This window comes from Chitinophaga silvatica, assembly GCF_003419895.1.
Lineage (GTDB): Bacteria > Bacteroidota > Bacteroidia > Chitinophagales > Chitinophagaceae > Chitinophaga > Chitinophaga silvatica.
Genome location: NZ_QPMM01000003.1, coordinates 120,103 through 146,645, shown reverse-complemented (window position 1 = coordinate 146,645; position 26,543 = coordinate 120,103). Strand labels below are relative to the sequence as shown.

The following is a 26,543-nucleotide window of genomic DNA, read 5'->3' as shown; positions in this document are numbered from 1 at the left end:
GCAAGTGCTAATTATCAACCTGGCATTCTGGAGATATACTTATCCATTTCTTTGATCTGGCTTACAATCTGCGCAGTTGTTGGCTTTTGTTCCTTAGCCCTTCTGAAGTATTCTTTGGCAGATTTGAAGTCGCGGCGGCTCATGGCAATTGAAGCTAAAGTCAGGAGCGCGGCAGCTGTATTTTCTTTATCAGGTAATCCTTTACGCAGGGCTACTTTCAGGTTTTGGTCGGCACCTTTCAGGTCATTTTTCTGATAGGCAATTGTTCCCAATTGAAAATATTGCATACCCTCATACTCTTTCATTGGGCTGCCGGAATTAATACTCTGACGGATAGTGGTTTCGGCTTTATCCAGATCATTGGAATACATAGCCATATTACTTTGCATAAAATAATATACAGAGCGAATAGGTTTGTATAACAGTTTAGGGAATTTTACCATATTCATCAGGGCTGATGCTTTCTCAATATTACCAGCCTCCACTGCTTCCTGCACTAAACGCATTGGTCCAAACATGAAATGTGTAACCAGGCATATGGCTGCCAACACCAATACAATCGTAGCTTCCCACCAGCCAATTGTTGCTCCGAGCGCTATACCGCCTATTAATAACAGAATTCCGATTGGCAGGCGATATAGAATAAAAAAGTTAAATGCTTTCATGTAAAAACAATTCGTAAATCACTAATAGAGGGAGCAAAGATAAATAAAAAAAACACCTTATGGGTTTTCATTTCCTTTGTTTTAGGTTGGCCAATACTATAGCGCTTAAAATGATAATAACACCGGTAATCTGAAGTGCAGAAACCTGCTCGTGCAGGAAAATAGTAGCCGCCAGAATGGCCACAGGTAACTCTGCCGCACTTAAAATCGCTCCTAATGCCACGCCTGTTTGGGGCATCCCCTTAGAAAACAGGAAGGGCGGGAGCACTGTTCCAAATAAAGCCAATGGAATACCCCAAACCCATAATCCTCCTTCTATAAACCTCCCATTAAGCAGGTAAACAGGGGGGAAGATGATTGTTATAAGCAAAAAAGCTCCGGTTACAATCCAGGCACTTTTAAGAACAGGGCTAAGTGAAGTGGCAGCCCTGCCACTTACCACAATGAAAATGGTATAACAGATGGCGGCTATCATCCCGAAAACCAGGCCTTTCCAGTTAAGTGCAGCCGGTGTTTCATTGAATATTCCTCCTGCCAGCAAGGTACCGGTTAAAATAAAAACTACTGCCAGCCACTGACGGCCTGTGGGCTTCTTCTTGTAAATTACCCACTCTGCCAGCATACTTAACCACGTAAATTGCATGAGTAATACAATCCCAATACTTGCAGGAATATATTGAACGCTGTAGTAATAAGTAATACTTACCATGCCGGTAGAACTTCCCAGCAAAAAACAGGTGCGAACGGCACTATTTTTAAGCCCATAGGTCGGGCGCCCCGAAAATAACTGAATGGCCCATAGTGTTATCATTCCAAATCCCGCCTGTACACTGCATAATTCTCCTAATGTATAGCCCAGATGGTACCCCGATTTTACAATTGTTGATAATATTCCAAAACTGCAGGCTCCTACGAGTACCAGCACAATTCCTTTCCACATGACTTTAAATTGATATGTTTTCACGCAAAGCAACAAAGTTTTTTTGAAGAGGCATAAGGATTTGTTTGATAACCCTTCTTATGCTTCTTCAAAAAAACTTTGCAGGCTTTACCGGAAAATGTAGTTATTTTTTATGTTTCTCCAGATTTGGCAATAATCCAGTTAGGATTCCTATAAGTGGTAAATAGGCACAAACATCGTATACATAAGCTATACTTGTATTATCGGCCAGTTTACCCAATAATGCAGAACCTACTCCGGCCATTCCGAATGCCAGTCCGAAAAATAATCCTGCTATCATACCTACTTTTCCCGGAACCAGTTCCTGCGCATATACCAGAATAGCTGAGAAGGCAGATGATAATATAACACCAATGAATACGCTCATAACCGCTGTCCAGAAGAGGTTTACATGCGGCAGCAGCAGAGAAAATGGTGCAACTCCCAAAATGGAAATCCAGATTACATATTTACGTCCGATTTTGTCACCTACCGGCCCTCCGATAAAAGTACCGGCTGCTACTGCAAAGAGGAAGATAAACAGGTAAACCTGCGCACTTTGTACGGAGATATGGAATCTGTCGATCAGGTAAAACGTATAATAGCTGGTCATACTGGCCATATAGAAGTATTTGGAAAATATCAGTACCAGCAATATTCCCAATGAGAACAGTACCTGACTATTGGAGAGGTTATTCTCGGCAATAAGCTTTACCTGCTTAGGTTTGATGAGATGTGTATTATTTTGATACCATTTCCCGATATTGATCATTACAATAATTGCTACAAGAGCAGCCAGTGTAAACCAGATTACATTGAACTGTCCGAATGGCACAATAATCATGGCGGCCAGTAACGGGCCCAGTGAGCTCCCGGCATTACCTCCAACCTGGAATAGTGATTGAGCCATACCATGCTTACCTCCCGATGCCATATAGGCTAGTCGGGATGCTTCCGGATGAAATACAGCCGATCCTATTCCTACTAGGGCTACCGACACCAGCACCATATAGAAATTATGAGACATGGAAAGACTTACCAATCCAATCAATGTAAAACTCATTCCTACTGCCAATGAAAATGCTTTAGGTTTTTTATCTGTATAAAGGCCAACCAGGGGCTGTAGTACAGAAGCCGACATCTGAAATGTAAAGGTGATAAGACCTACCTGTGTAAAATTCAACTTCAACGAATCTTTGAGCACCGGATACATGGCAGGGATAAGCGATTGCAGCATGTCATTCAGGAAATGCGTAAAGCTCAGAGCCAGGAGGATAGACAAGATTGTTTGTCTGGCGGCTTGTTCTGCTACTACTTTGGGTTCGTCTGTTAACATAGTTGCCATTGTTGTGATTTTAAGATCAGATCATCTGATGTTTAAGGGTAAAAAAATTATTTCGAGAACTCACTTATTTTGGTTGCCCAAACGAGTGCTTTCTTCGGATCTTTATCTATAATACTTTGCAGTAGGGCATCATGGAAATGCTGGCTTTCTACAAATGTACTGGTGTCGGTATACCTGATTAGGAATGAATTTTTGAGATGGCCGGCTACGGTTTTATACAAATCCCGCATGATTTCATTTTTCCCGGCTTCCGCGATGGCAATATGAAAGTTTATATCGGCCTGTATACAAGCTTCGAGCTGATTACTGCTGGCATATTCGAATCGCTTTTTCAAAAAGCCTTTCATCCGCTCAATATCTTTGCTGCTTCTGTGTATGGCTGCTTTCTCCGCAATCTTAACTTCCAGTAAATATCTTACTTCATTCAGGTCTCTGAAATCGGCCCGCTGTAAACGTTGTGATAATGCTTCTCCACTTGGAGTCTGCGACAATACAAATGTGCCAAGGCCTTGCTGTACCCTGACTAATCCACGGTGTGATAATATTTTAACTGCCTCACGGATGCTACTTCTCCCCACTGCAAATTGTTGCATGAGCTCAGGTTCAGTAGGAAGTTGCTGACCAACTTTATACTTACCGCTGGTAATCAGCTCCTGCATACGCCCTGCCACTTCTTCGGCAAGACTTAAACGTTTTAATGGAGAATGTGCTGTATTCATCTTATCATCTGATGTTTGCAAACATAGAAAATTATTATTGGGAATTTATTTTTTTTCTTGATTTTGAGAGATGATTTCTTCTGAATCCTTTAATTAGCAAAGGAATAGCTGTAATATTATTTTTTTACTGAGCTTACCTAATGTCGCAGTTCCCCCACGTTCATCATTTTTTGCTTTGCGCTCTGTTGCAATAATTATATTTTGCCTGATTGCTTATCAACATCAACTGCTTTATGAGAAAATTGATTTTATCGTTGACCGTTTTGGTCTCGATCCGAGCCTATGCGCAGGATGCTTTGAAATATCAAACACCTCCCCAGAGCATCTTAGAACTCGCGATGGCGGCTCCAACACCATCAACCGACTTTAGTGGAAAAGGCGATGTAATGCTGGTCATGGAACGTGCCAGTTACCCATCAATTGAAGAATTATCACAACCCGAATATCGCCTGGCCGGATTGCGCATCAATCCTGCTAACTTCGGGCCCAGCAGAGCCAATTATTTTACCGGTATCCGTATTAAAGTAGTAAAAACCGGTAAGGAATACACTGTAACAGGCTTACCTGCCAATGCCCGAATCGGAAATATCAGTTGGTCCCCTTCCCAGAAGGAAATTGCTTTCACCGTTACCAATAACAGCTCTATCACCTTATGGAAGGCAGATATTGCAACCGGTGCCGCAATTCAAATGAGCACCCGTAAACTGAACGATATCATCGGACCTTCCTATACCTGGATCGACGATAACCGCATTCTCGTACTGGCGGTTCCTGCCTCTATCGGTAAAACACCTGAAAAACCATTGGCCGCTGATGGCCCTACCGTTCAGCAAACTTCCGGTAAAGCTGCTCCTGCCGCTACGTATCAGGATATGCTCAAAAATCCGTTCGATGAGCAACTGGTAGATTATTACTTCCAATCCGAACCAATCATTATAGGTAACAGCCAGGAGCTGGCAATAGGTAAACCTGCTATTTATGTGGGTATTAGCCCATCGCCCGACCAGCAATATTTACTGGTTTCCAGTATTCACCGGCCATACTCTTACCTGGTGCCTGCCGGCCGTTTCCCAACGGAAGTAGAAATCTGGAAAATGAATGGCGAGGTGGTAAAGAAACTGGCCAGCAATCCTTTAGATGAAGTACGACCTAAAGGTTTTGATGCTACCAGCAACAACCCACGCCGCTTCTCCTGGCGCAACGATGCTCCTGCAACCATTAGCTGGGTTCAGGCGCTGGATGGTGGCGATCCCAAAAAGGAAGTTCCATTCCGTGATGCAGTAAATCTCCTGCCTGCACCATTTAATGGCAACCCTTCCATCCTGGTTAAAACGGTCGACAGACTTTCTGAGATCTCCTGGGGTAATGAACATTTTGCTTTAGTTACTGATGCAAACAGTTCCAAACAAAAAGTTCGGGTGAGTAAAATCGATCCTTCAGATCCTTCTAAAACCCCTGTTACCATTATCGACAGATCGGAAAACGACAGATACAATGACCCGGGAACTCCTGTTACTGTTAAGAACCAATACAACAGATCTGTATTGTATCTTTCTCCGAAACATGAGCTGCTGATGATCGCGCCTGGTGCTTCTGCAGAAGGAGACAGACCATTCCTTTCTACTTTCAATACAGATAATAGTAAACAACAGATTGTATGGCGCTCACAGGCTCCGTATTTCGAACAGGTTGTGAATGTGATTGACCCCGCGAAACTGGTGGTGGTTACAGCAAAGGAATCAGTGAATACGCCTGTAAATTATTATTTGCAGGACATCAGAAAGAAATCATCTGTTGCTTTAACAGCTTTCCCACATCCTCAACCTTTGATTAAGGGAGTGCAGAAACAATTGTTGAAATACAAACGTAAGGATGGTGTAGATCTTACTGCAATGCTGTATCTGCCGGAAGGCTATGATCCGGCTAAAGATGGCCGTTTACCCGTATTAATGTGGGCATATCCCCGTGAGTACAAATCTGCCACAGATGCGGCACAGGTGCGTGGTTCTGCCTATAAGTTTACCCGCGTAACCTCTGGCTCGCCTATCTTCTGGGTTACCCGTGGTTTTGCGGTAATGGATGCCACTGAAATGCCGATTGTAGGAGAGGGAGATAAAGAACCTAACGATACTTTTATTGAGCAGTTGGTAATGAATGCTGAAGCAGCCGTTAATAAAATTACTGAAATGGGAGTTGGTGATAAAAATCGCATTGCCGTAGGAGGCCATTCTTACGGAGCTTTCATGACGGCTAACCTGCTTGCTCATACCAATTTGTTTAAAGCCGGGATTTCACGTAGCGGTGCCTATAACCGTACGCTTACTCCATTTGGTTTCCAGAATGAGCAACGTACCTACTGGCAGATACCTGATGTGTACTACAAAATGTCACCGTTTTCATATGCCGATAAACTGAAATCTCCTATTCTGATGATTCATGGAGAAGCAGATAACAACTCAGGTACTTTCCCGATCCAGAGCGAGAGATTGTACAACGCCATTAAAGGTAATGGGGGTACTGCCAGATTAGTGTTCCTGCCTCAGGAAAGCCATGGTTATGCTGCTAAGGAAAGCATACTCCATATGCTTTGGGAAATGGATGAGTGGTTGATGAAATACGTTAAATAACACCATAAATACTGATTTTGGCCGGATGTGCCAGCTATTTGCACTAAGCCGGCCAAAATCAGAAATAAGTAAAAAGTACCATTAAAGCCCCTAATTCCACAACCACGGTTGCCCCTCCCTTTGTACCTTTGCTACATCATGTCAAAGGCGCTGATTCCTACATATGATATTTGCTCTCTGGCCATGGGAAAACCAGCATCGGAAGATTTACTGGTAGCCCGGTTTTCAGACTATCTGGAGGCACATAAAGATATTCGGTTTCCACACCGCCACTCTTTTTATCATCTGGCATTTTTTACAGCTGGCAGTGGTGCCCACACCATAGATTTTGAAAGATTTCAGGTGGCTCCCGGACAATTATATTTTATGGTGCCCGGGCAGGTACATAGCTGGTTTTTTACTGGTAAAATAGAAGGATATGTAATGAATGTTTCCGCATCTTTCTTCAATGCTTTTTTACAGGATGATAATTATGTTGAAAGATTTCCTTTCTTCAGCGGAGTAAGCGCAGAAGGAGTGGTGCAATTGCCCAGGGAAAATATCCCGGCAATTTCTGAATTGTTCGAAAGTATGCTGACGGAAATTCAGAATCCTCAGGGTTACGGCCTCGATATGCTAAGGTTATTAACACTGGAATTGTTTATTAAAGTAAGCAGGGCCACAAATCCGGCCAGCGGCAAACAGGAGTTACCACATAACTACCTGCTGTTGCGGAATTTCAGGAAGTTGGTAGAGCAACATTATATGCAGTTGAGATTACCGAAAGACTATGCCGCTTTGCTGTATGTTACTCCTAATTATCTGAATTCATTTTGCAGGCATATGCTGGGCAAATCAGCCGGCGAAATTATTCGCGATCGCGTTTTGCTGGAAGCTAAAAGATTATTGACCAATGCTGATATGAGCATTGCTTCAATTGCCTGGCAGCTCAACTTTGCCGACAACTCCTACTTTACCAAGTTTTTTAAAAAATACACAGGTCAAACCCCCGAAGAATTTCGGAAGCATTTAGCCTGATAAATTTTTGATATATGTGTGCAGATAAAAATCACGAAAAACCCAGTATTCTTAAAAGTATTCTGGGTAACAAATGTGCGCGTTGCAGAAGAGGGTCTATTTATACTACTAAAAATCCATACAACCTTAAAGACTGTATGAAAATGCCTGAACATTGCCCGGTTTGCGGCCAGAAGGTTGAGGTGGAAGTTGGGTTCTATTACGGTACCGGCTATGTTAGTTATGCTTTATCAATAGCGGTTTGTGTGGCTAGTTTTATTGCCTGGTGGGTATTTTTTGGATTTTCGTTGTATGATAACCGTATTTACTACTGGATAGCAACAAATGCCGTACTGTTATTAGGAATGCAGCCTCTGATCATGCGATGGGCGAGAACTATCTGGATGGCGTTTTTTGTGTATTACGACGAAGATTGGGCATTGGCACGCAAAGCAGCATAAGCAGCAAAGAAGCAAAGAAGCAAAGAAATTTTAAGATCGAAGCGGATATTTTTAAGAAAAGTTGATGGAGATTAAACCAATCAATTTTTCTTAAAAATATCCGCTTCGATCTTAATACTCCTTAATAAATTTCTTTGCTTCTTTGCTGCTTATGCCTCTTTGCGAGCAAAAAACGAACAATTTCCCCTCCACGGCTGTATTCTCTATGTAAACCACAGCATTTATGAGAACGTGGGTCGTTCTGCTATTGGGAGGATGCCTGTTGCCTGGTCTGTTAACTGCGCAAACTTCTACCCCTAAAAAAGAAATTAAGGATCAATGGCAATCATGGACTTCGATGAATAGTAGTTTTCGGTTTAGTGAGCATTGGGGTTTTATTGCTGATTTACATATTCGCAGAACCAATTTTGTGGCCGATCCCAGCTTCTATTTTTTAAGAGGTGGAGGGAGTTACTGGGTAAACGATAATTTGTCATTTGTGGTAGGATATGCTCATATGTGGTTAGCTCCTTCCTCACCTGGGGCAACAGCATGGTCAGATGAGAACCGGCTATACGAACAAATTGCTTATGCCACAAAAGTGGGAAAAGTAAATATTCTTACAAGGCTCAGAGATGAACATCGGTGGAGAGAAATTATTACTAATGATAAAGCTACCGGTAACTACAACTTTACCAACAGGTTACGATACCTGTTAAGTGTAGGTATCCCCGTTTCCTCCAATCAGTGGGTACCACAAATCAGTATAGCCAATGAGGTGGCAGTACAGTTTGGACGCCCGGTTGTTTATAATACTTTCGATCAAATTCGTTTGTTTGGTGGGATCAGGCAAAGTCTTGGCAATGGTTTTGCTCTCGATTTCGGATATATGCTATTGTATCAGCAAAAAACTTCAGGGTACCAATACGACAGAAACCATACCCTTAGATTGTTTTTCTACTATAGCTTCGATAAACGTAAAGGAAAGAAAAATACCCCTCTTTTATTCGAAGACGAATAGCAGCAAAATAATCAGACTATTTAACTCCCTACACCCACAGCTTGCTAACATCAATGATTATACGATGATTTTAGTACGTCGACAGGCCATTCTGATTTTAACTATTTTCCTATTTATGTTCCCTCCTGCCACGCAGGCGCAGGACAGTTTGTATGCCAACCTGCCGGCACTTTGGAGCTTGCAGCAGTGTTTCGACTATGCGATGCATACCAACATTCAATTGAACAGCTTACGACTAACGCGTCTTAGTAGCGAGCAGGACCTGCTACTATCAAAAGCTGCCAGGCAACCTAATTTAAATGCCAGTTTAGCTCAATCGCTAACCGGTAGTAAATCCATCTCGGGTTTTGGTACAACAACCACAGGATCATACCAGGTAAATACTTCCGGTAATTACTCCGCCAATTCCAACGTAATCATATTTGAAGGAGGGTACATCAATTATGATATTCGCCAAAAAAACCTGGCTTACCAGGTGGCCGGGTTAAATATCGCCGCCCAGGTAAATGATTTAACAGTGCTGATTACTCAATCTTACCTGAATATTTTACTGGCTGAAGAAAATATTGTGTACCTGAAAGATGTGGTAACTACATCTGAAGCGCAGGTGAAACAGGCGCAGGATCAATACGATGTCGGATCTATTGCACTTGTATCTCTGATCCAACTACAGGCACAATTAGCCAGCGATCGCTATCTGTTAACAACCGGACAAACACTGTATCGTCAATATAAACTGGTGCTTAAGCAAATACTTCAATTGCCGAGCAGCTATGATTTTAATATCGTTGAACCGGATACACTGATTACCAATACACATTTAAAAGCCCTACAGGAAGTTCAGGATTCTGCCCAGGCCAACAGACCTGAGGTTAAAAGCAGTGAATTGGGAATAAAGATTTCACAACTGGATTTAGCGAAAGCCAAAACCGGATATCTTCCTACCCTCACGGGAGGTGCATCTATAGGTTCAAGTTATGCAGGCGGGAATAATGGGTATAGCTATTTTAAACAGCTTGACAATAATTTCTATCAACAAATCGGGCTAACACTTTCTATCCCCATCTTCACAAACAGGATTGTTAAAACAAATGTGGAAAAGGCAAAGATCAGTATCGATCAATCTAAATTAATCTTACAGGACACCAAAACAAATCTTAATCAAACTATAGAACAGGCATATATAAATGTGCTAAATGCTCAGGCACAATACGACGCAGCAGTAGAACAACTTAAATATTCACAGGAAGGTTATAGGGTGGCAAGTGAGCAATTAAAAATCGGAGCTGCAACCATTGTTGTATTTCTTCAACAAAAAAACCTGTATATACAAGCATTACAGGCATATATACAAGCTAAATACAGTGCTGCACTCAATGTTAGAATATATGATTTTTACATGGGAATACCTGTAAAACTATAAATGCATGATGGTATGAGAAAGTATAAAGGCGTTATAATAACACTGGCTATTCTGCTTCTTCTGGTACTTCTATGGTTCTTTTTTATCAGAAAAAAGAAAGAGCCGGTTTCATTTGAAACAGCAAAACCGGAATACGGAAAAATTTCTACTTCCGTTACTGCTACAGGTACAATTCAACCTGTTGATACCGTTGCTGTAGGTACTCAGGTTTCTGGTACTATTAAATATATCTATGTTGATTTCAATAGTAAAGTGAAGAAAGGACAACTATTGGCTGAATTGGATAAAGATCTCTTTCAGGCACAGGTAGATCAGTTTAGGTCGAACCTCCTTGTTGCTCAGACAAATCTTAGCTATAACGAAAATAACTATCAACGTCAGGCTGCTTTATATAAAACCGGTGCTATCAGTAAAGCCGATTATGACATAGCCACAAATCAACTTGGACAAGCTAAAGCCACTGTATCCAGTGTAAACGCCCAATTGAAATCTGCATTGAAAAATTTCTCCTTCACAGAAATTTATTCGCCAACAGATGGAGTGGTACTTAATAGGAATGTAAGCGTAGGGCAAACTGTTGCAGCGAGTTTTAGTACTCCAACTTTATTTGTAATTGCAAAAGATATAAAGAAGATGCAGGTAGAAGCCAGTGTAGATGAAGCTGATATTGGTAATGTAAGAGATTCACAACGTGTAACCTTTACCGTAGATGCTTATCTCGAAGATGTATTTAATGGTAAAGTGCAGGAAATTCGTTTGCAACCTGCTGTCTCTTCAAACGTGGTGACCTACAATACCATTATAAATGCGCCGAACGATGATCTTAAACTTATGCCGGGTATGACTGCCAATGTAACCATTTTTACTGCCGAAAATGACAATGCATTACTTCTCCCGGTAAAAGCATTAAAGTTCAGACCAGATTCATCGATGTTGAGTGATTACTACATTAAAAGTGCAGTAGGACGAGGGCAGCGACCGCAGAAAGATACGACTGGTAAAACATTTCAGAGTGAACCTAAAATCGGAACCTCCAATTATGTATGGGTTTTGAAAGGAGATACCCTGGTACAACGACACATAAGAACCGGGTTGAATGATAACACACACATTGAAGTATTAAAAGGATTAACAACTGATGATATAGTTGTTTTAGGCGTGAATGCTCCGGGTACTCCGGTTGCTACCGGTAGTAGTGGAAGTAGTCCGTTTATGCCTAGAATGGGAGGAGGGCGAAGACGATGAGCGACAAAAAAATATTACAGCTGGATCAGATCAAACGTGAATTTGTAATGGGATCTGAAGTGGTGAAAGCCTTGAGAGGGGTGACGTTTGAAGTGAAGGAAGGTGAATTCGTAACTATTATGGGAAGTAGTGGTTCCGGTAAAACAACCTTGCTCAATATTCTGGGTTGCCTCGATAAACCTACTTCTGGCGAATACCTGCTCGATGGAGTGAATGTAAGTAAGCTTTCCCGAAATGAACTGGCGAGGTTAAGAAACAGAAAAATAGGATTTGTATTTCAGTCCTATAATCTGCTTCCCCGTACCTCTGCCTTGGAAAATGTAGAACTTCCGTTGTTCTATAATCCAGGATTATCTTCAGATGAAAGAAAGGTAAGAGCAATGGGAGCGTTATCAGAAGTGAAGTTGCAGGGTAGAGAAATGCATATGCCTAATCAATTATCGGGAGGACAGCAGCAGAGGGTAGCAATTGCCAGAGCATTGGTAAATCATCCTGTTATGATTCTTGCGGATGAAGCAACCGGAAACCTCGATTCACGTACCTCCTACGAAATTATGGCATTGATGCAGGATTTGAATCGGGAGGAAGGAAAAACTATTGTATTTGTAACGCATGAACCAGATATAGCTTCATTCAGTAACAGAACAATTATGCTGAAAGATGGAAGGGTTGTAAAAGACACTCAAAATGAAAATGTTCGTTCTGCTAAAGATGCACTGGCTGCTTTACCGCCAGCTGATGACTATTAACTAAGGCACCATGAGTATATTTCGGTTTATATTATTGGCATTGCGGGCACTACAGCGAAATAAGCTACGTGCTTTTCTCACCATGCTGGGTATTATTATTGGTGTGGCTGCTGTTATTGCCATGGTGGCTATTGGGCAGGGATCTAAGGAAAGTATACAAACCCAACTGAGCAGTATGGGTTCCAATATGATTACTGTGTTGCCAGCCAGTAATGTATCGGGTGGTGTGAGGATAGGAGGAGATACCTATCAGGTATTAACGTTGGATGATGTAAAAGCTATACAGAGGCAAGCACAATATGTAAGTGAAGTATCACCAGTATCTTCCACTAAAGGCCAGGCTATTTTTGGAGCCTTAAACTGGCCTACAACGTTGCAGGGAGTGGCTCCCTCATATTTCGATATCAGAAAGCTTACCATACAGGATGGTGTTAGTTTTTCCGATGCCGATGTGGCAACGGCTGCTAAAGTTTGTGTACTGGGTAAAACAGTAATTGATAATTTATTTCCCAGTGGAGAAAGTCCTGTGGGTAAGGTGATTAGATTTAACTCGATCCCCCTGCAGGTAATTGGTACACTTGTTCCAAAAGGGCAAAGCTCATTTGGGCAGGATCAGGACGATATCATATTATGCCCTTATACTACTGTTCAGAAAAGGATTTTAGCTACTATTTATTTCCAAAGCATTTATGCATCGGCAGTTAGTGAAGGGGCCTCTGATGCAGCTACAGACGAGATTACAGATATACTTAGAACCACTCACAGATTAAGACCGAGTGATGAGAATAACTTCCAGGTTCGCACAATGGAAGAGCTCATAAAAACTTTGAGTTCAACAAGTAGTTTACTGACTATTCTATTAACCGCGATAGCAGGGATTTCACTGATTATTGGAGGGATAGGAATTATGAACATTATGTATGTATCGGTAAAGGAAAGAACAAAAGAGATTGGATTACGTATGTCGATAGGTGCCAGGGGGATTGATATTTTACTTCAGTTTCTTGTGGAGGCAATTATTATCAGTGTAACAGGAGGAATTATAGGAGTGATTTTAGGAGTTACATCTGCTAAGTTGATTACTTTACTCCTTGGGTGGCCAACGCTGGTTTCGCAGTCTTCAATTATCCTGTCATTTTTAGTATGTGCCTTAACGGGTGTATTTTTCGGATATTATCCTGCACAGGCTGCTTCCAGGTTAGACCCGATTGAGGCGTTGCGTTATGAATAGCAAGGGTAGGGGGTTGCGGCTCCGGCCTTGATCCATTGTTCGAAAGCTTTTTCGTCGTCAAAGGGTTTTATATTAAGGTTTTTGCCGCTTATATCCTGAATTACAATTCCATCGGCATGAGTTTCTACGGCCAGGCGGGTAGCTATTTCCTGTTCTATTGAGGATGCTCCTATTATCTTTCTGAACTCAAATACGATGCTGTTTGAAGTGTCGTTGGCATGCAGGATAGAAACAACAAATTCAAATTCGCCAAACTGATTAAGAGATGGAAGAAAGCGGGAAGCTATCTTATAGCAGGTGCCAGGCTGTAATTGCATAGAGGTTTGTGTTTTGGTGTGATATGAATTTAGCGATTACTGTTTAGATTGATAATAACGTTTATGTATATACGATTTTATGTTGAAGTAAAAAATTTGGGGCATCGTTTGATGCCCCGGATATTAATTAATCTTTTTTCTTATCGTGAATCTGGCTTGGTTTCAGATAAACTTTTTTACCACGGTCATTGACGATAAACTTTCTATCCCGTTTATCTATATAAACAACCTGACCGTTTGGCCCTTCTTTACCTTTATAAATTTTATCTGTAAGGGTAGAGGTTCCTTTTACTGCGATAGAGGCAGTTTTATTACCAACTTTTTTTATGGCGCTATCTACGCCCTGGGCGTAAGCAGACTGGCTTCCTATCGTAAAAGTCAGGCCTAATGAAACAGCTACCAGCATTGCAATTAATTTTTTACGAGCTTTCATGGCTTAAATTGTTTTTTTGATAAAAAATTGTTGGCCTACACCAATTAAAAAATCAACAATAATGCCATAACAATTGTTAATTGAATTACACATTACTACGAATAATTTAATTGTATTAATTGTGGGAGAATTACCCGGGAAATTTCCCGGATGAATACACCGTTTTTTTCGTATATTCATTTACGATATTCCTATGCCATGAAATCCGCGAATAAAGGTCTGTTTCTATCTATTCCTACACCTTGTACGGAGAATTGGGATAACATGAACAGTAACGGGGATAGTAAATTTTGTACCCGCTGTAGCAAAAATATTATTGATTTCTCCTTGATGTCTGATAGCGATGTAATTGCTGCGATTAAAAGTCGGGGTATGGATGTTTGTGGTCGGTTTGGTGATGATCAATTGAATAGAATAATGGCTGAGCCTGCTAAACGACAAAGGAGTCTTTTACCGGTTACTATGGCTACATTAATCACAATTATGACAGTTACTGAATCCAAGGCGCAGTTGAGAGAGCGCGAACACACAATAATGGCAATTCCCACAGCTAAAGATTCAGTACAGCAGCGCCAGTTACCCGAGGTTGTTGTGACAGGATTTACTCCTGTAACCCCCAGAACCTTTACTACGGGTGTGGTATGCGTTATTGAAGGATGTACACTAAAGAAAATTGACTATGATCCAATGTATTTTTCGGGTAGGAAATTGAATAAGAGAAAGCGGCGTTAATCGTTATAATTCAGGAAGGTATCTTTATGTACTATACCCCATTTCTTCACGAAAATATAATCTCCTTTCTCTAAAGCATTTAAGTAATCTTTAACCCAGTCTTCAAATGACGGGGCTACGATAGCGCGATGAGCATCGTCGTGCCAGAGGGTAATAATTTGTCCGGGTTGGCCTTCTGGTGTAGGGTCCAGGTCGATACACAGGTGATTACCAAAGCCATCGCTGGTAATCGGGATCCAAAGGGGATTCCACCAGTCATTTTTAATGCCGGTATCGGGAGCAGAAAAGATCGGCTCTTCGTTATAGGTAAAAGTTTCGCTATCTAATAAGTCTTTCCAATGATGCCATTGCGTAATAATGTCGGCAACACTAAGTAATTGATCCGCATCTACGAGTCCGGTTCTGGCCTTTACCTGGCCATTGTGTACAGCATAAAAGGCTTTAAACGATGCTGGTAAAGTGGCATTTATCAGTTTTTCTAAAGATGCTACCGCTTCAAAGGAAGCTCCAGGCTGAAGTATTGTAAGTAGCCCTGGGGCATACTGTTTCATCCAGCTCTCCCATCTGATCCAGTATTCTTGCATGAGGTTCGAATTTTTGCGAGCATAAAGATTGTGAAAATTTATCAATAAATTTATTCCTTATCAGACCTTGTTTTTTATAAGTTTAATTATCAATATTTTTGTCTCTCTAATTGCATACAATATCATTCAAAATAAATCAATCCATTATGGCACAATTACCAAAGTTTCTGATAGCCGACGACCCGGTTACCGACCCTGAAAATGAGTATATCTTCCATACAGAAAAGCCTCGTTTCTTCGCAAAAAGAGTAGAAGAAGACGAGGAAACTGCATATATCGATATCGTTTTCGAACTCGATAATGTGGAAGAATTCTATAAAGATGCTCCTGAAAAGAAATTAGAGCTTCTCGAACAATTGGAAGACTGGTACTATTCCTATATGGAATGGCTGGAAGACGATGGAGAAGAAGATGAGGACGATGAATAACTTATTAAAAGGGCGGTATATCCGCCCTTTTTTATGCTGATATCGTTCCCTTTCTGTAGGCAGAAGGATTGATTCCCTTGTACTTTTTAAAGATCCTGTTTAGATGACTTTCGTCGGTAAATCCCAGTTCATCTGCAATCTCCCCAACTCTCATAGTGCTATACTGCAGGCGGGTTTCCACAAGTTTTAGCTTATATTGAGTGATGTATTGCTGCAAACTATCCCCATTTTTACGCTTAAAATACTCGCTCAGATAACTGGGCGAAATATTGAAATGTGCTGAAATCTGTTCTGCCCTTAATTTATCAGGTGAATAAATGTTTTCATGAATATAATGGAGAATGTCCATGGAGGTATCCTGTTTGCCATGCAATGGGTGGGTGGCTGGCAAATCCATCAGCGTATTCCTGGCAATAATCATGAGAATTGTATTTACAATCTGCTGTGCAATGGCCTGGTGGTAAGGCTGCTGGTTCACCAATTCCCGGATCAATGCTTCTACCAAGGCTTTAACAAGCGGTTTGTCATTTTTATTTTTAAGTATACAACCTGGTTGATGATTTGTATTTTGAAAGATGAATTCAAGCTGTTGTACCCAATCTTTTGACTGATTTTTCAGGTAAATATTATTGAAACGGATAAAGAAGAACTTAGTGCTCTCCCTTACCTCAAATGAATGACAGTCCTGAGGCATTACAAGAAACAATTTACCTGGGGCATATGGTAATTGATTCTTGTTAACACATTGAATACCATTGCCTTCTACAATATATACAATTTCGAAGAAGTTGTGTTTATGAGGATCTATAGGGCATTCGCTACATTCCCTGTATTCTATCTCAAAAGGTTGGTATAAGTTTTCTGCAATCATACCTGCAAAAATACAGAATGATCCTGTAAATGTACAAGCAGTTTGGTGGGAGAAGATGGATATTTGTATTAATAAAATTGTTACATAAATGGAAAACTACGGAATTGCCTATTTTTTGATGCGTCTGGGTGTTGCGATGAGCATGTTTGGACATGGTCTTGTTAGACTCCCGAAATTGCATGGTTTCAGCGGCTGGATGATGAAAAGTTTTGAAAACGCTATGTTGCCGCCGGCGTTGGTACAACCATTCAGTTATACTTTACCAATTGCTGAATTTATAGTAGGATTGTTCTTACTTCTTGGCCTCTTTACCCGGTACAGCCTTATTGCCGGAAGTGTTGTAATGATCACCCTGATTTTTGGAACTACATTAATAGAAAACTGGGATGCCCTGCCTTCACAACTTATTCATCTGGGGTTGATGGTGGTACTGTTGATATTTATACAGTATAATTATTGGTCGGCAGATCGGGTATTTAAGTTGTAATTGTTTTAAGCTATCTTCTAAATCCGGAGTTTAAATTCATCTTCTTTACCGTTCATTTGTCATATTAGGTTTATTGTAATTATATTGCTATTATAGAATAATTCTGTTGGGTATAGCAATAATGCTTTAACATGAAATAAACAGTTCTGCCAGGATAATTTTATATATTTAGCAGTAATCCCTACAATTGAAACCTCTAATATAACCGTTATGAGTATAGCTCAAATAATTAAGGCCATACTAAATGCAGGTACTCAACACTGTGAACGGAAAGAAGATGCAAAGAGAATTAGAATAATTAATTGTCTGTGCCTGATAACTGCGTTGGCAGCTTTTGCTATTGGAAACCTATTATATGCATTTACCCTCGATCTTAAAATAGAGATTCCTGCAATGTGCGAAGGCCTGCTCTTTTCGCTGGTTATTTTCTTTAACTGGAAACAGCAGCACAATATCGCAAGCCTGGTTTTTCTCCTATCACACACCATTTCAGCACTCTACTTCGGCGTGATATTAGGACCCATAATCAATATTTCCCTGATAGGCGTATTCCTTTTTGGATTATCGTTTATGGTTTTCAAATCCAGGATGCTGAGAACAATTGCCATCTCCGCAACCGGTCTGACATTGATCTTACTGGAAATAAATTTCTATAATCATATTATAGAGCCCATTTCGCTATCAAGAGAAAATCAATTTCTGTTAAGATGGATAGCTTTAGGAGCATTTCTTGGTTTTGATGTGCTGGTAATTACTTTTTATGTAAATGAGAATAACTCGTTATTATTTTCAACAAAAAGATATTCAAGAAAACTTGAGGCAACCGTTAAGCAATTAGAATTTGCCAATCTCTCAAAAAGAATTTATCTGAGAGAAACCAGCCACGAAATCCGTACTCCTTTAAATGCTGTTTTCGGTATCTCTCAATTGTTGGAAATAACAATGAAGAAGCTTGCCGACAATAACGAAATTACTAATCACAGGGAATTAAATGAAATGATGGATCTGGTTGTTAGTCTGAATGCCGCCAGCTATCATACCAGAAACATTGTTAATAATGTATTGGAACTCTCTACCATCGAAGCCGGGAAAATGGATTCACTGCAAAAAGTAGTATTCCATCTTGCCCCCTGGATCGAAAGTATTGTGCAAATGCACCGGTACATTGCTCAGAATAAAGGGATTACACTTACCCTCAATATCGATGAATCAACCAAATCAGCAATTCTCATTACCGACAAAGTAAAGCTAACTCAGATAGTTACCAATCTGCTGTCCAATGCCATCAAATTTTCGCCTGAGCTTGGAAAAGTTAGTGTTCAGCTATTCACTGGCGGAGCAAGTCTTTACATGAAAGTGAAAGATAATGGTGAAGGCATCAGCATAGATAAACAACAATCTATATTCGAACCTTTTGTAACAGGTAAAAATGGATTTGTGGAAGGAACAGGCTTAGGTCTATATATCACCAAATATCTGGTAGAGTTGTTAAATGGTTCGATTATTCTGAAATCACAACCTGGAAAAGGAACAACATTCGAAGTATGTTTCTCGGAAGTATTTGCTGATCCTGCCGTTTATGGTGATGTAAAAGAAGAAAGTAACATTCCGTTATGCAGCCTTAAAGAGAAAAAAATACTCATGATAGACGATGATAAAATGGCCCGCACACTTGTTAGTAAATACCTAATAGGTGCGGGCAGTCATTTTATCCAGGCCGAAAATGGATTTGAGGGAATAGAAAAGGCCCGTGAAGAAAAACCGGATATTATTATCCTCGACTCACACATGCCGGGCATGTCTGGTAAGGAAACACTATTGCAGATTCGTCATGATCAATCGTTATTAAATATTCCGGTTATTTTAGCATCTGGCGATGTCTATAAAGAATCAAAGGAGGAGCTGTTAAACGCCGGAGCGAATGACTTTCTCACTAAGCCTCTTAAGTTTATAGAACTTCACAGAGCTATCAGTCAGATTATACGTTAACTGATAACTTACCATCCTTTAATTCTCCGGACGGATGCCCTGTGGTGCCAACACTGTAACGCTTAGTAAGTGTTAATGTCCAATACAAATAACCATGTATCATTAAAGACAAATTTTGCACATAAGCATTTACACCAGCAGCATAAGTACCAAAATCCGGCAGATGCTCAGTTAAATAGCAATACCGCGCCAAATCCTGATCATGAAATGCGACGGCCTTTTTGTAAGCCTCTTCCATGCTACATTGTTCTAAATGCTCCATCATCAGAACGATGTTTAAAACATCATTACCTTTCTCCATATGCGCAGAAAAGTAATCATTGCTCCATGATAAAATCCGACAGGTTAATCTTGCAAGTTCCTGCAATACAGGATGCGCAACAACTTCGTCCGGCAATACCGTACCAGTAATTAATTCGGCGAAATTCACCAGTGGATAAACGTTTACAGCTTTTTCCCGTATCGAAATAAACTGATCCCAGGAAGGAAATACCAGGTTCTTTCTGAATGGAATTTCCTGTTGGATTCCATCGAAATAAATAGCTAAACTCGTGTTGAATCGATTCAACCATTCTTCAGATCCTAGCTGTAGTAGTTCTTCTCTTAATGTAGGGAGATGTTGGTACAAGGGCTCGTCGGTATTGGCCACTGTACCCTGTAAATATGCCAGGGCTTTACGGCAAATAATCTGGAGTTCGTCAACTGTCGAAAATTCAAATGAATCATCAATAGTAAAAGCCCAAAGAAAGAAGCGGCAAACGGCCGTCAATTGTGCTTCACTGGCGTTTGGAAACATACATCCTCCTGCATGACCAACACCGGTGGTGAGATACTTTTTTTTTACTTTTTCAGGAAGAAATGAGTACTCATTCTCTAACCATTCACTGATTTTTTTTTTCCATTGTTTCAGCGTGAGGATTGGTTGCATAAGGGAATGGATAACGCAGCGCGTTAGGATCAAATGTGTTCATAATAAACGGTTTTAGTTAAAAAAAAACTCTTGCTTTGAATTGTGGCTTTTGGTCAAATTGGGATAGCGAAAATGGACAAATCGGAAAAGAGGAATAGTATTCAGGTTATTTCAATTATTGTCCGGCTAAATGATGAATGAAGGTACATTCTAATGCGTGATAATATTAGGAATTTATTATGAATTTTTTACATTGGTGAAGAAAAATGGGGATTTTTCGTTTGGTCACTTGTTAAAATGAATGGCCATTTTTGGGTTGATTTTCTCTCTCGCTGAATAGCTAGACCAATTATTATATCCTGGAATTCAAATGTGAACCGGGGGTACGGTTTTGGGGAATTTGGGATAGTGTTTTAGGGTGAAAATGGGGTAGTTTGCTAAAAATAAAAAACCGTAAACGCAATACTGTACTGCATTTACGGCCATAAGGTTGTAGCCTCAACAGGGATCGAACCTGTATCTAAAGTTTAGGAAACTTCTATTCTATCCATTGAACTATGAGGCCATCCATCTTTTATCCCCAATCCTGGATTGGGTGGCAAAAGTAAGGGATTTAAATTAAAATTTAAACACTTTTTACCGCAGGTCCGGCATAAAGGCTCTCAATCTGATCGTGGTATTTTTGCATTATCACCTTACGTTTAGCCTTCAGTGTTGGAGTGAGTTCTCCTCCATCTACCGTCCATTCTGTAGGGATAAGTACAAATTTCTTGATCTGTTCAATGTGGCTAAAGAACTGGTTATATTTGTCCATTGCCTGTTTATAGAGATCGATTACCTGTTCATTTTTAACTAATTCCTCGTTGGATTTAACATTAATTCCATGTTTCTGTGCCCAATTACGAAGGTTATTAAAAGAAGGTACAATCAGGGCTCCGGTGAATTTTCTGTCTTCACCCACTACCATGATCTGTTCTATATAAGGCGATTCTTTAAACTTGTTTTCAATAGGTTGTGGTGCTACGAATTTGCCACCTGAAGTTTTAAAGAGTTCTTTTTTACGATCAGTTATTTTCAGGAATTTATTATCGATTATAACTCCAATGTCGCCAGTATGGAACCAACCGTCTGTGATTGCATCCGCAGTGAGGTCTGGACGTTTGTAGTAGCCGATAGTAACATTGGGGCCTTTACAAAGGATCTCACCGTCTTCTGCAATCTTTACTTCCACGTCACTGATAATCGGGCCCACAGTGCCAAACATCCTTTCTTTCACGTCATATCTGTTTACACTTATAACTGGAGAGGTTTCGGTAAGACCATATCCTTCCATGATAGGAATACCGCCGGCAGTAAATATTTTGAGCAGTCGAACCTGGCAGGCTGCAGCTCCGTTTACAATGGCTTGTATGTTACCGCCAAGGGCTGCTCTCCATTTACTGAATACGAGTTTATTGGCAATCTTTAATTGCAGATTATACCAGAATCCCTGGTTTTTATTGATCTCGTATTCTTTTCCTAATTCTACCGCCCAGAAGAATAATGCTCTTTTGATGCCTTTTAATTCAAGGCCGGTAGCCATAATTTTTTCGTATGTTTTTTCGAGTAAACGTGGTACTGTAGTAAAGATAGTTGGTTTAACCTCCTTCAGATTTTCACCAATAGTATCCATAGATTCGGCATAGTAAATAGGTACACCTGAGTAGAGATACAGATAGGTAACCATTCTTTCGAAAATATGGTTGAGAGGGAGGAAGCTAAGTGCTTTTGCATCTCTATTCAAAGGCAGATAAGGCTGACAGGCCACAACGTTGCTTACAATGTTATGGTGACTCAACATTACGCCTTTAGGAGTGCCGGTTGTACCGGAAGTATAGATGATGGTGACTAATTCTTCCGGACTTACATTCTTTTTTATTCCATCGATGGTTGCGTAATCGGCAGGATCGGCGAGGTCTAAGACTTCCGTCCAGTGTCTGGCTCCTTCTACTTTATTAAAGGTGAAGATTTCCCTTATGGTAGGGAATTTATCGCGCATGGCGGTAACCTTATCCAGGAGGTCTTTATCGCTAACAAATAAAATCCTTGCTTCCGCATCGTTTAAAACATATGCTAATTCATGTTCACTGATAGTTGGATAAATAGGTGTAAGCACTGCACCAAGTTGTTGAACCGCCAAATCGGTAATAATCCATTCAGGCCTGTTGGGAGAAATGATGGCAATTTTATCTTTCTCTTCATTGGATTTGATACCTGGACGAATGCCTAGTTTAAGTAAGCCTGAACTAAGGCGAAGCGTCATGTCACCCACTTCTTTCGTACTATATTTTCTATACGCGCCATTTTCCTTACCTGCCAGCATATCCTCTTTTGGAAAATTGGCGAGTTGGTAAGCAATCACATCAAATAGTCTTTGCGGTTGGTCCTTCATGCTGCTGTTTGTTTTTTGTTTTGGCCTGGAATTACAGGTAAATATGAACTAAAGTGCTTTATTCAGATCGTTACGGTGCCAGGCATTAAAATATTGATAAGTCAATGCACCGGCCCAGCCTAAGGATGGCCAGAATGGCCAGGGAATTCCGTTAGTTTGTCCACTGTCTGTCAGAAACCACAATGCCCACATCCCTATATTAACTATCAGGTATATAATAAGATGAGATTTGAAGCCAGCCTTTAATTTGGCGGTTCGCCAATGCTGGTCATCTCTTTCTAATTTCGTTTCCATCGAAGTCAGATTTTCACTTAAATGGTGTTGTTCTAATTTAATGTTTTTTATTGGTTTTTTTAGCAAAAAAATCCCTAAAAATGCGTACTAGCGGGAAGCTTTAACATGGAAGGTGATATTCACCTGGGAATTGATCAGTTTGTCTTGCAGTGATTTGTCGGCTCTATAGGTAATACCCCATTGAGTTCTGTCTATATTGAAATTAGCAGTTGTGATAATTTCTTGATTTTCAATTGTTATAGAAGCTGGAAAAGAAATATTTTTAGTAACTCCCTTTAAGGTCAGATTGCCTTTAATTATATGTGTGGCATGCAATAAGGTAACAGCTCCGTCTTTGGCAGGTTGATAAGGCGCAACTTCAGTTATTTCGAAAGTGGCAGTAGGGAAATTTTGAACATCAAAAAACTGTGATCCTTTAAGCTCCGCCTCCAATTTATTCTTCATGGCAGTATCAGCTACCAGATCAAGGTCTTGCATGGATTTCATATTCATGATCAGTTCGCCACCGGTAATTAAGCTATCTTTTAAATAAATAGCTCCTCCAGCCAGTTTAATGAACCCATGATGTTTACCGGTTGGCTTAGTGCCTATCCATTCAACTCTGCTGGTTGCAGTGTCTGGAATATAGGCTTGTCCGGTTCCTGCCTGAACGGTTTTAGCAGCGGTAATATTGGCTTTGTCGGCTTTAGGAGCCTGTTCGCAGGCTACGAAAACAAATAGGGAAAGCGTAATTAGCAACTGTTTCATATATCTGACTTTAGAGGGCAGGCATTTGTTTGCCTGCCCGGAAATGCTCTTTATTCTGCCAGCTCTCTGTTACCTACCCATACAAAACGCTTTACAATAAACTCCTGATTAGTAAAGCTGGCATTGCCTGCCGGATTTCCTCCGGTTACATGGAAATCAGAAAAAGCAGCATGCTGATTTACCCAGATTAATCCTGTAAGATTCAGAGATACCGGAGTAAACACACTGTTCATCTCATCAATTATTTTCTCTTTTATTGATTTATCGGTTGTGTATGCCCCACAGGTAATAGCTCCAAGATTGACCGCCATTTGCTTGGCCAGCTGAATACTATGATCTGTGTCTTTTGTTTTAATGATCAAAACAATAGGGCCAAATAACTCCTTCTCATATACATTGTTATCGGCACTTGTAACTTCAATGATAGTAGGAGCAAATACCCTGGCGTTGCTAAACTCTTCATTTTCAACCGGAGTTCCTTCCAAAATCACTTTACCTCCCAGCTGCCGGGCTTCTCTTGCTCTCTCCAGGGTTTCATCATTTTGAATAGCACCTAAAGTGCCTGCCCCCATTTTAGGATGTTTGGTTAATCCTGCCACTGCATCCCGGAAATGCTGTACCACTTCGTTGAAAGAGATTTCCCCCTTTTCGGTTTTAATCCCATGTTCGGGTACAAAGAAATTTTGAGGAGCTGTGCACATCTGCCCCGAATACAGGCTTACAGAAAATGCCAGGTTTTGAATAACAGGATCAAGATCTTTGACACTATCTAAAATTACTGAGTTAACTCCGGCTTTTTCAGTAAAAACTGTTTTTCCTGGTAACGATTCAATATATCCACCAAAGGAGCTGCCTCCTGTATAGTCGATAAGTTTAACAGCCGGATTTTCACATAACTCCTTAGTAATAAGATTTTTGGAACTATCCGGGGCAAGTTGACAGATATTCGGATCAAATCCATTATCCTGCAAGGTTTGCTGAATAACACTTACTACTATTGCGATAGGTAATATAGCTCTTGGATGTGGTTTTACAATTACGGGATTACCTGTAATCAGGTTCGCATATACACCTGGAAGTGTGTTCCAGACAGGAAAGGTAGAACAGCCTACTACTACTCCTACACCTTTAGGGATTGCCCTGAATGTTTTGTAGAGTTTAATGCTGGCCTTACCCATAGGCTTTTCCCAGGAAACGGTAGGCGGATAACGTAGCATTTCCTGATATCCGGTAGCTATTGCTTCCAATGCTCTATCATTGGCATGAGGACCAGAAGCCTGAAAGCTCATCATAAAGCTTTGGCCGGTAGTATGCATGGTAGCATTGGCAATATCAAAAAAGTAGTCTTTAATTTTCTCCAGCGTTTCTGTTAGCACACCAGCTCTTTCGGCCACAGGAAGCTTTTCCCAGGATTTGCCAGCCGCAGTGGCTTTTTTTACCAGATCATTAACCGCAAATTCAGGATAGGTAATGCCTAAGACTTCCCGGGTATAGGGAGAAACTTCTTCACCGCTCCAACCTGTTTCGTTAGTTTGAAGTAAGCTTTTGAAAGGTTTACCTAGTAGTTGCTGATAACTTTGAACTCCTTTGGCATGAGCCTCTTCTCCGTATGCTTTGGGATGTTCGGGGTATTGGGCATAAAATGCACGTTCATGATTTGCCTTCACGGCATTGTCGATGATGTTTTGGTGTTTAGTAGCGAGCATATTCAGAATTTGAGAACTACAATTTACGGATTTAGTCGTTTAGTTGCTACAGCAACTAAACGATTTATTACAGCCTGGATTGTTGTTCCCGCTCCTGCTTAGTATCCCGAATTGATCAGCGTAAACTTACCATCGTTATAGTATTCATCTGCTCTGGGTTTCAGAGGGTTACGACGCTGATACTGCTGGAAAGCATCATATTCCTGTTTGTGGAGGGTAGTCCAGGCTTTATAATTAGCCTGATTGGCAGCAGGGCCGAACAACCATTGATTATAAGCTTCATACATACCGGCTCTTAACAACTCTCTCTGGAAGTCGAATAGTGCGAATGGAAATTGTTCTGCAGCCTGGTTGTACCAGTCGAGCAAAAAGCGTGTACGGGCCATAATAAGGGCATCCGGATCAATACCACCGGTAATTACACTAATTTGTTTGCTCATACAATTTCTGTATGCCTCAACAAACTCACTATTACCTCTTTTGCTTTTTTTAGCCTCTGCTACTGCGCTTTCAAATAACGAAGGATCGTTGAATAGTTTTTTATATGACTCCAGTACAATAGTTCTGATTTCAGCAGTACGGGTTGTAAAACTTTCCATATTCATGAAAATTTCTCCGTACAGAATGCACCACAGCGGATTATTACTGTAGTTATAGGTTTTAGTTGCATTATAGTAGTTACCAGGGAAGGTAGGGTCTTGCTCTATTCCTTTTATCCAGCTTTTTAATGCTCCGTCGTAGAGCTTAATATTCATCAATAATGATCCATTGTCATTATATAATTCACCACTATTAGGGAATTTTCTCAGACCTCTTTCATACATCCGCTGGGCTACCTTATACTCTTCGCGGCCAATATATATATTACCTGCAATCTGGAAAACCTGTATATCCGCTTCTTTATTACTAAGTAATGGTTCTATTACGCTTTTGGCTTTTATTAAATCACCTTTCAGGTAATAGGTAAATCCTAATTGCTTTCTGAACTCAAAATTCTCCGGTTCTAACTGTAAAGCCTGATTGAATACCAGGATTGCATTTGAATAATCACCACTTCTCATAAATTTAGTAGCGGTATTATATAATTCTTTAGAATCTTGTGCAATGGCAGGATGGGCAGATAGAACACCCACAATCAAAAATGCTTTCAATAAAGAAGTCCGTATATTCATTCCCTTCTGTCAGTTTGCTGTAAAAGTAAGGAAAATGGGGT

The 26,543-nt window shown here is 40.5% G+C and carries 26 protein-coding genes and 1 tRNA gene; 12 read left to right on the top strand and 15 right to left on the bottom strand.

Features of this window, described 5'->3' with window-relative positions; genetic code table 11:
- Window positions 1-14 precede the first annotated feature (14 nt).
- The 4 genes from DVR12_RS08490 to DVR12_RS08475 form a co-directional block, all read right to left on the bottom strand.
- Window positions 15-665 carry a tetratricopeptide repeat protein gene (locus DVR12_RS08490; protein ID WP_116975242.1) on the bottom strand — a complete coding sequence of 217 codons (651 nt, stop codon included), beginning with the start codon at window positions 663-665 and terminating at the stop codon, window positions 15-17.
- A gap of 67 nt (window positions 666-732) precedes the next feature.
- The gene (locus tag DVR12_RS08485) at window positions 733-1,605 is read right to left on the bottom strand and encodes an EamA family transporter (protein WP_116975241.1); all 873 of its coding nucleotides are present in this window, start codon (window positions 1,603-1,605) and stop codon (window positions 733-735) included.
- 124 nt (window positions 1,606-1,729) lie between these two features.
- Window positions 1,730-2,950: an MFS transporter gene (locus tag DVR12_RS08480; RefSeq protein ID WP_116975240.1), complete on the bottom strand. Its 1,221-nt coding sequence runs from the start codon at window positions 2,948-2,950 to the stop codon at window positions 1,730-1,732.
- A 47-nt stretch (window positions 2,951-2,997) separates the two neighbouring features.
- Complete coding sequence (locus DVR12_RS08475; RefSeq protein WP_116975239.1) at window positions 2,998-3,669, bottom strand: FadR/GntR family transcriptional regulator; 672 nt, start codon at window positions 3,667-3,669, stop codon at window positions 2,998-3,000.
- Window positions 3,670-3,902: 233 nt separating this feature from the next.
- Here DVR12_RS08475 and DVR12_RS08470 point away from each other — a divergent pair, with 233 nt between their 5' ends.
- The 8 genes from DVR12_RS08470 to DVR12_RS08435 all read left to right on the top strand — a co-directional run bounded on the left by DVR12_RS08470 (window position 3,903) and on the right by DVR12_RS08435 (window position 13,401).
- A complete protein-coding gene (locus DVR12_RS08470; protein ID WP_116975238.1) occupies window positions 3,903-6,296 on the top strand; it encodes an alpha/beta hydrolase family protein in 2,394 nt (797 codons plus the stop codon).
- Window positions 6,297-6,434: 138 nt separating this feature from the next.
- Window positions 6,435-7,313 carry a helix-turn-helix domain-containing protein gene (locus tag DVR12_RS08465; protein ID WP_116975237.1) on the top strand — a complete coding sequence of 293 codons (879 nt, stop codon included), beginning with the start codon at window positions 6,435-6,437 and terminating at the stop codon, window positions 7,311-7,313.
- Window positions 7,314-7,327: 14 nt separating this feature from the next.
- Window positions 7,328-7,753, top strand: coding sequence for a DUF983 domain-containing protein (locus DVR12_RS08460; RefSeq protein ID WP_116975236.1), 426 nt, complete (start codon window positions 7,328-7,330; stop codon window positions 7,751-7,753).
- A gap of 223 nt (window positions 7,754-7,976) precedes the next feature.
- Window positions 7,977-8,753: a DUF2490 domain-containing protein gene (locus DVR12_RS08455; protein ID WP_116975235.1), complete on the top strand. Its 777-nt coding sequence runs from the start codon at window positions 7,977-7,979 to the stop codon at window positions 8,751-8,753.
- Window positions 8,754-8,817: 64 nt separating this feature from the next.
- Window positions 8,818-10,176: a TolC family protein gene (locus DVR12_RS08450; RefSeq protein ID WP_116975234.1), complete on the top strand. Its 1,359-nt coding sequence runs from the start codon at window positions 8,818-8,820 to the stop codon at window positions 10,174-10,176.
- Between the two features lie 12 nt (window positions 10,177-10,188).
- Window positions 10,189-11,421, top strand: a complete 1,233-nt coding sequence (locus DVR12_RS08445; protein ID WP_116975411.1) for an efflux RND transporter periplasmic adaptor subunit — start codon at window positions 10,189-10,191, stop codon at window positions 11,419-11,421.
- Window positions 11,418-12,170 carry an ABC transporter ATP-binding protein gene (locus tag DVR12_RS08440; protein ID WP_116975233.1) on the top strand — a complete coding sequence of 251 codons (753 nt, stop codon included), beginning with the start codon at window positions 11,418-11,420 and terminating at the stop codon, window positions 12,168-12,170. Before DVR12_RS08445 ends, DVR12_RS08440 begins: the two co-directional genes overlap by 4 nt.
- 10 nt (window positions 12,171-12,180) lie before the next feature.
- The gene (locus DVR12_RS08435; protein WP_116975232.1) at window positions 12,181-13,401 is read left to right on the top strand and encodes an ABC transporter permease; all 1,221 of its coding nucleotides are present in this window, start codon (window positions 12,181-12,183) and stop codon (window positions 13,399-13,401) included.
- Here DVR12_RS08435 and DVR12_RS08430 read toward each other — a convergent pair.
- On the bottom strand, window positions 13,392-13,718 hold the full coding sequence (locus DVR12_RS08430; RefSeq protein ID WP_116975231.1) for a hypothetical protein: 327 nt from the start codon (window positions 13,716-13,718) through the stop codon (window positions 13,392-13,394). The genes DVR12_RS08435 and DVR12_RS08430 overlap by 10 nt on opposite strands.
- A gap of 127 nt (window positions 13,719-13,845) precedes the next feature.
- Window positions 13,846-14,151, bottom strand: a complete 306-nt coding sequence (locus DVR12_RS08425) for a hypothetical protein (protein ID WP_116975230.1) — start codon at window positions 14,149-14,151, stop codon at window positions 13,846-13,848.
- A gap of 198 nt (window positions 14,152-14,349) precedes the next feature.
- On the opposite strand from DVR12_RS08425, the gene DVR12_RS08420 reads away from it, so the two are divergent.
- Complete coding sequence (locus tag DVR12_RS08420) at window positions 14,350-14,883, top strand: hypothetical protein (protein ID WP_147323431.1); 534 nt, start codon at window positions 14,350-14,352, stop codon at window positions 14,881-14,883.
- Here the strand turns inward: DVR12_RS08420 and DVR12_RS08415 are convergent.
- Window positions 14,880-15,467 carry an SMI1/KNR4 family protein gene (locus DVR12_RS08415; protein ID WP_116975228.1) on the bottom strand — a complete coding sequence of 196 codons (588 nt, stop codon included), beginning with the start codon at window positions 15,465-15,467 and terminating at the stop codon, window positions 14,880-14,882. The genes DVR12_RS08420 and DVR12_RS08415 overlap by 4 nt on opposite strands.
- A 146-nt stretch (window positions 15,468-15,613) precedes the next feature.
- Here DVR12_RS08415 and DVR12_RS08410 point away from each other — a divergent pair, with 146 nt between their 5' ends.
- Window positions 15,614-15,895 carry a hypothetical protein gene (locus DVR12_RS08410; protein WP_116975227.1) on the top strand — a complete coding sequence of 94 codons (282 nt, stop codon included), beginning with the start codon at window positions 15,614-15,616 and terminating at the stop codon, window positions 15,893-15,895.
- 31 nt (window positions 15,896-15,926) lie between these two features.
- Here the strand turns inward: DVR12_RS08410 and DVR12_RS08405 are convergent, their stop codons facing one another.
- Complete coding sequence (locus tag DVR12_RS08405; RefSeq protein WP_116975226.1) at window positions 15,927-16,766, bottom strand: AraC family transcriptional regulator; 840 nt, start codon at window positions 16,764-16,766, stop codon at window positions 15,927-15,929.
- Window positions 16,767-16,854: 88 nt separating this feature from the next.
- On the opposite strand from DVR12_RS08405, the gene DVR12_RS08400 reads away from it, so the two are divergent.
- On the top strand, window positions 16,855-17,253 hold the full coding sequence (locus tag DVR12_RS08400; RefSeq protein ID WP_116975225.1) for a DoxX family membrane protein: 399 nt from the start codon (window positions 16,855-16,857) through the stop codon (window positions 17,251-17,253).
- Window positions 17,254-17,463: 210 nt separating this feature from the next.
- On the top strand, window positions 17,464-19,242 hold the full coding sequence (locus DVR12_RS08395; protein ID WP_116975224.1) for an ATP-binding response regulator: 1,779 nt from the start codon (window positions 17,464-17,466) through the stop codon (window positions 19,240-19,242).
- On the opposite strand, the gene DVR12_RS08390 is transcribed toward DVR12_RS08395, so the two are convergent.
- The 7 genes from DVR12_RS08390 to DVR12_RS08360 form a co-directional block, all read right to left on the bottom strand.
- Window positions 19,232-20,170 carry a terpene synthase family protein gene (locus DVR12_RS08390; protein ID WP_116975223.1) on the bottom strand — a complete coding sequence of 313 codons (939 nt, stop codon included), beginning with the start codon at window positions 20,168-20,170 and terminating at the stop codon, window positions 19,232-19,234. The two genes, DVR12_RS08395 and DVR12_RS08390, sit on opposite strands and share 11 nt — an antisense overlap.
- 475 nt (window positions 20,171-20,645) lie before the next feature.
- Window positions 20,646-20,717 (bottom strand) — tRNA-Arg (locus DVR12_RS08385).
- Between the two features lie 60 nt (window positions 20,718-20,777).
- Window positions 20,778-22,583 carry an AMP-dependent synthetase/ligase gene (locus DVR12_RS08380; protein ID WP_116975222.1) on the bottom strand — a complete coding sequence of 602 codons (1,806 nt, stop codon included), beginning with the start codon at window positions 22,581-22,583 and terminating at the stop codon, window positions 20,778-20,780.
- Between the two features lie 48 nt (window positions 22,584-22,631).
- Entirely contained in the window at window positions 22,632-22,877 is a 246-nt protein-coding gene (locus tag DVR12_RS08375) for a 2TM domain-containing protein (protein ID WP_116975221.1), read from the bottom strand.
- 87 nt (window positions 22,878-22,964) lie between these two features.
- Complete coding sequence (locus tag DVR12_RS08370) at window positions 22,965-23,624, bottom strand: YceI family protein (RefSeq protein WP_116975220.1); 660 nt, start codon at window positions 23,622-23,624, stop codon at window positions 22,965-22,967.
- Window positions 23,625-23,674: 50 nt separating this feature from the next.
- Window positions 23,675-25,330 (bottom strand): phenylacetic acid degradation protein PaaN, encoded by a 1,656-nt coding sequence (gene paaN, locus DVR12_RS08365; protein ID WP_116975219.1) that lies wholly within the window; start codon window positions 25,328-25,330, stop codon window positions 23,675-23,677.
- 98 nt (window positions 25,331-25,428) lie between these two features.
- Window positions 25,429-26,502: a tetratricopeptide repeat protein gene (locus tag DVR12_RS08360; RefSeq protein ID WP_116975218.1), complete on the bottom strand. Its 1,074-nt coding sequence runs from the start codon at window positions 26,500-26,502 to the stop codon at window positions 25,429-25,431.
- Window positions 26,503-26,543 lie beyond the last annotated feature (41 nt).

Excerpts from the sequence above, each read along its gene's own strand:
- DVR12_RS08490 (WP_116975242.1), bottom strand. The coding sequence starts at position 665 with ATGAAAGCATTTAACTTTTTTATTCTATATCGCCTGCCAATCGGAATT.
- DVR12_RS08485 (WP_116975241.1), bottom strand. The coding sequence starts at position 1,605 with ATGTGGAAAGGAATTGTGCTGGTACTCGTAGGAGCCTGCAGTTTTGGA.
- DVR12_RS08480 (WP_116975240.1), bottom strand. The coding sequence starts at position 2,950 with ATGGCAACTATGTTAACAGACGAACCCAAAGTAGTAGCAGAACAAGCC.
- DVR12_RS08475 (WP_116975239.1), bottom strand. The coding sequence starts at position 3,669 with ATGAATACAGCACATTCTCCATTAAAACGTTTAAGTCTTGCCGAAGAA.
- DVR12_RS08470 (WP_116975238.1), top strand. The coding sequence starts at position 3,903 with ATGAGAAAATTGATTTTATCGTTGACCGTTTTGGTCTCGATCCGAGCC.
- DVR12_RS08465 (WP_116975237.1), top strand. The coding sequence starts at position 6,435 with ATGTCAAAGGCGCTGATTCCTACATATGATATTTGCTCTCTGGCCATG.
- DVR12_RS08460 (WP_116975236.1), top strand. The coding sequence starts at position 7,328 with ATGTGTGCAGATAAAAATCACGAAAAACCCAGTATTCTTAAAAGTATT.
- DVR12_RS08455 (WP_116975235.1), top strand. The coding sequence starts at position 7,977 with ATGAGAACGTGGGTCGTTCTGCTATTGGGAGGATGCCTGTTGCCTGGT.
- DVR12_RS08450 (WP_116975234.1), top strand. The coding sequence starts at position 8,818 with ATGATTTTAGTACGTCGACAGGCCATTCTGATTTTAACTATTTTCCTA.
- DVR12_RS08445 (WP_116975411.1), top strand. The coding sequence starts at position 10,189 with ATGAGAAAGTATAAAGGCGTTATAATAACACTGGCTATTCTGCTTCTT.
- DVR12_RS08440 (WP_116975233.1), top strand. The coding sequence starts at position 11,418 with ATGAGCGACAAAAAAATATTACAGCTGGATCAGATCAAACGTGAATTT.
- DVR12_RS08435 (WP_116975232.1), top strand. The coding sequence starts at position 12,181 with ATGAGTATATTTCGGTTTATATTATTGGCATTGCGGGCACTACAGCGA.
- DVR12_RS08430 (WP_116975231.1), bottom strand. The coding sequence starts at position 13,718 with ATGCAATTACAGCCTGGCACCTGCTATAAGATAGCTTCCCGCTTTCTT.
- DVR12_RS08425 (WP_116975230.1), bottom strand. The coding sequence starts at position 14,151 with ATGAAAGCTCGTAAAAAATTAATTGCAATGCTGGTAGCTGTTTCATTA.
- DVR12_RS08420 (WP_147323431.1), top strand. The coding sequence starts at position 14,350 with ATGAAATCCGCGAATAAAGGTCTGTTTCTATCTATTCCTACACCTTGT.
- DVR12_RS08415 (WP_116975228.1), bottom strand. The coding sequence starts at position 15,467 with ATGCAAGAATACTGGATCAGATGGGAGAGCTGGATGAAACAGTATGCC.
- DVR12_RS08410 (WP_116975227.1), top strand. The coding sequence starts at position 15,614 with ATGGCACAATTACCAAAGTTTCTGATAGCCGACGACCCGGTTACCGAC.
- DVR12_RS08405 (WP_116975226.1), bottom strand. The coding sequence starts at position 16,766 with ATGATTGCAGAAAACTTATACCAACCTTTTGAGATAGAATACAGGGAA.
- DVR12_RS08400 (WP_116975225.1), top strand. The coding sequence starts at position 16,855 with ATGGAAAACTACGGAATTGCCTATTTTTTGATGCGTCTGGGTGTTGCG.
- DVR12_RS08395 (WP_116975224.1), top strand. The coding sequence starts at position 17,464 with ATGAGTATAGCTCAAATAATTAAGGCCATACTAAATGCAGGTACTCAA.
- DVR12_RS08390 (WP_116975223.1), bottom strand. The coding sequence starts at position 20,170 with ATGCAACCAATCCTCACGCTGAAACAATGGAAAAAAAAAATCAGTGAA.
- DVR12_RS08380 (WP_116975222.1), bottom strand. The coding sequence starts at position 22,583 with ATGAAGGACCAACCGCAAAGACTATTTGATGTGATTGCTTACCAACTC.
- DVR12_RS08375 (WP_116975221.1), bottom strand. The coding sequence starts at position 22,877 with ATGGAAACGAAATTAGAAAGAGATGACCAGCATTGGCGAACCGCCAAA.
- DVR12_RS08370 (WP_116975220.1), bottom strand. The coding sequence starts at position 23,624 with ATGAAACAGTTGCTAATTACGCTTTCCCTATTTGTTTTCGTAGCCTGC.
- paaN (WP_116975219.1), bottom strand. The coding sequence starts at position 25,330 with ATGCTCGCTACTAAACACCAAAACATCATCGACAATGCCGTGAAGGCA.
- DVR12_RS08360 (WP_116975218.1), bottom strand. The coding sequence starts at position 26,502 with ATGAATATACGGACTTCTTTATTGAAAGCATTTTTGATTGTGGGTGTT.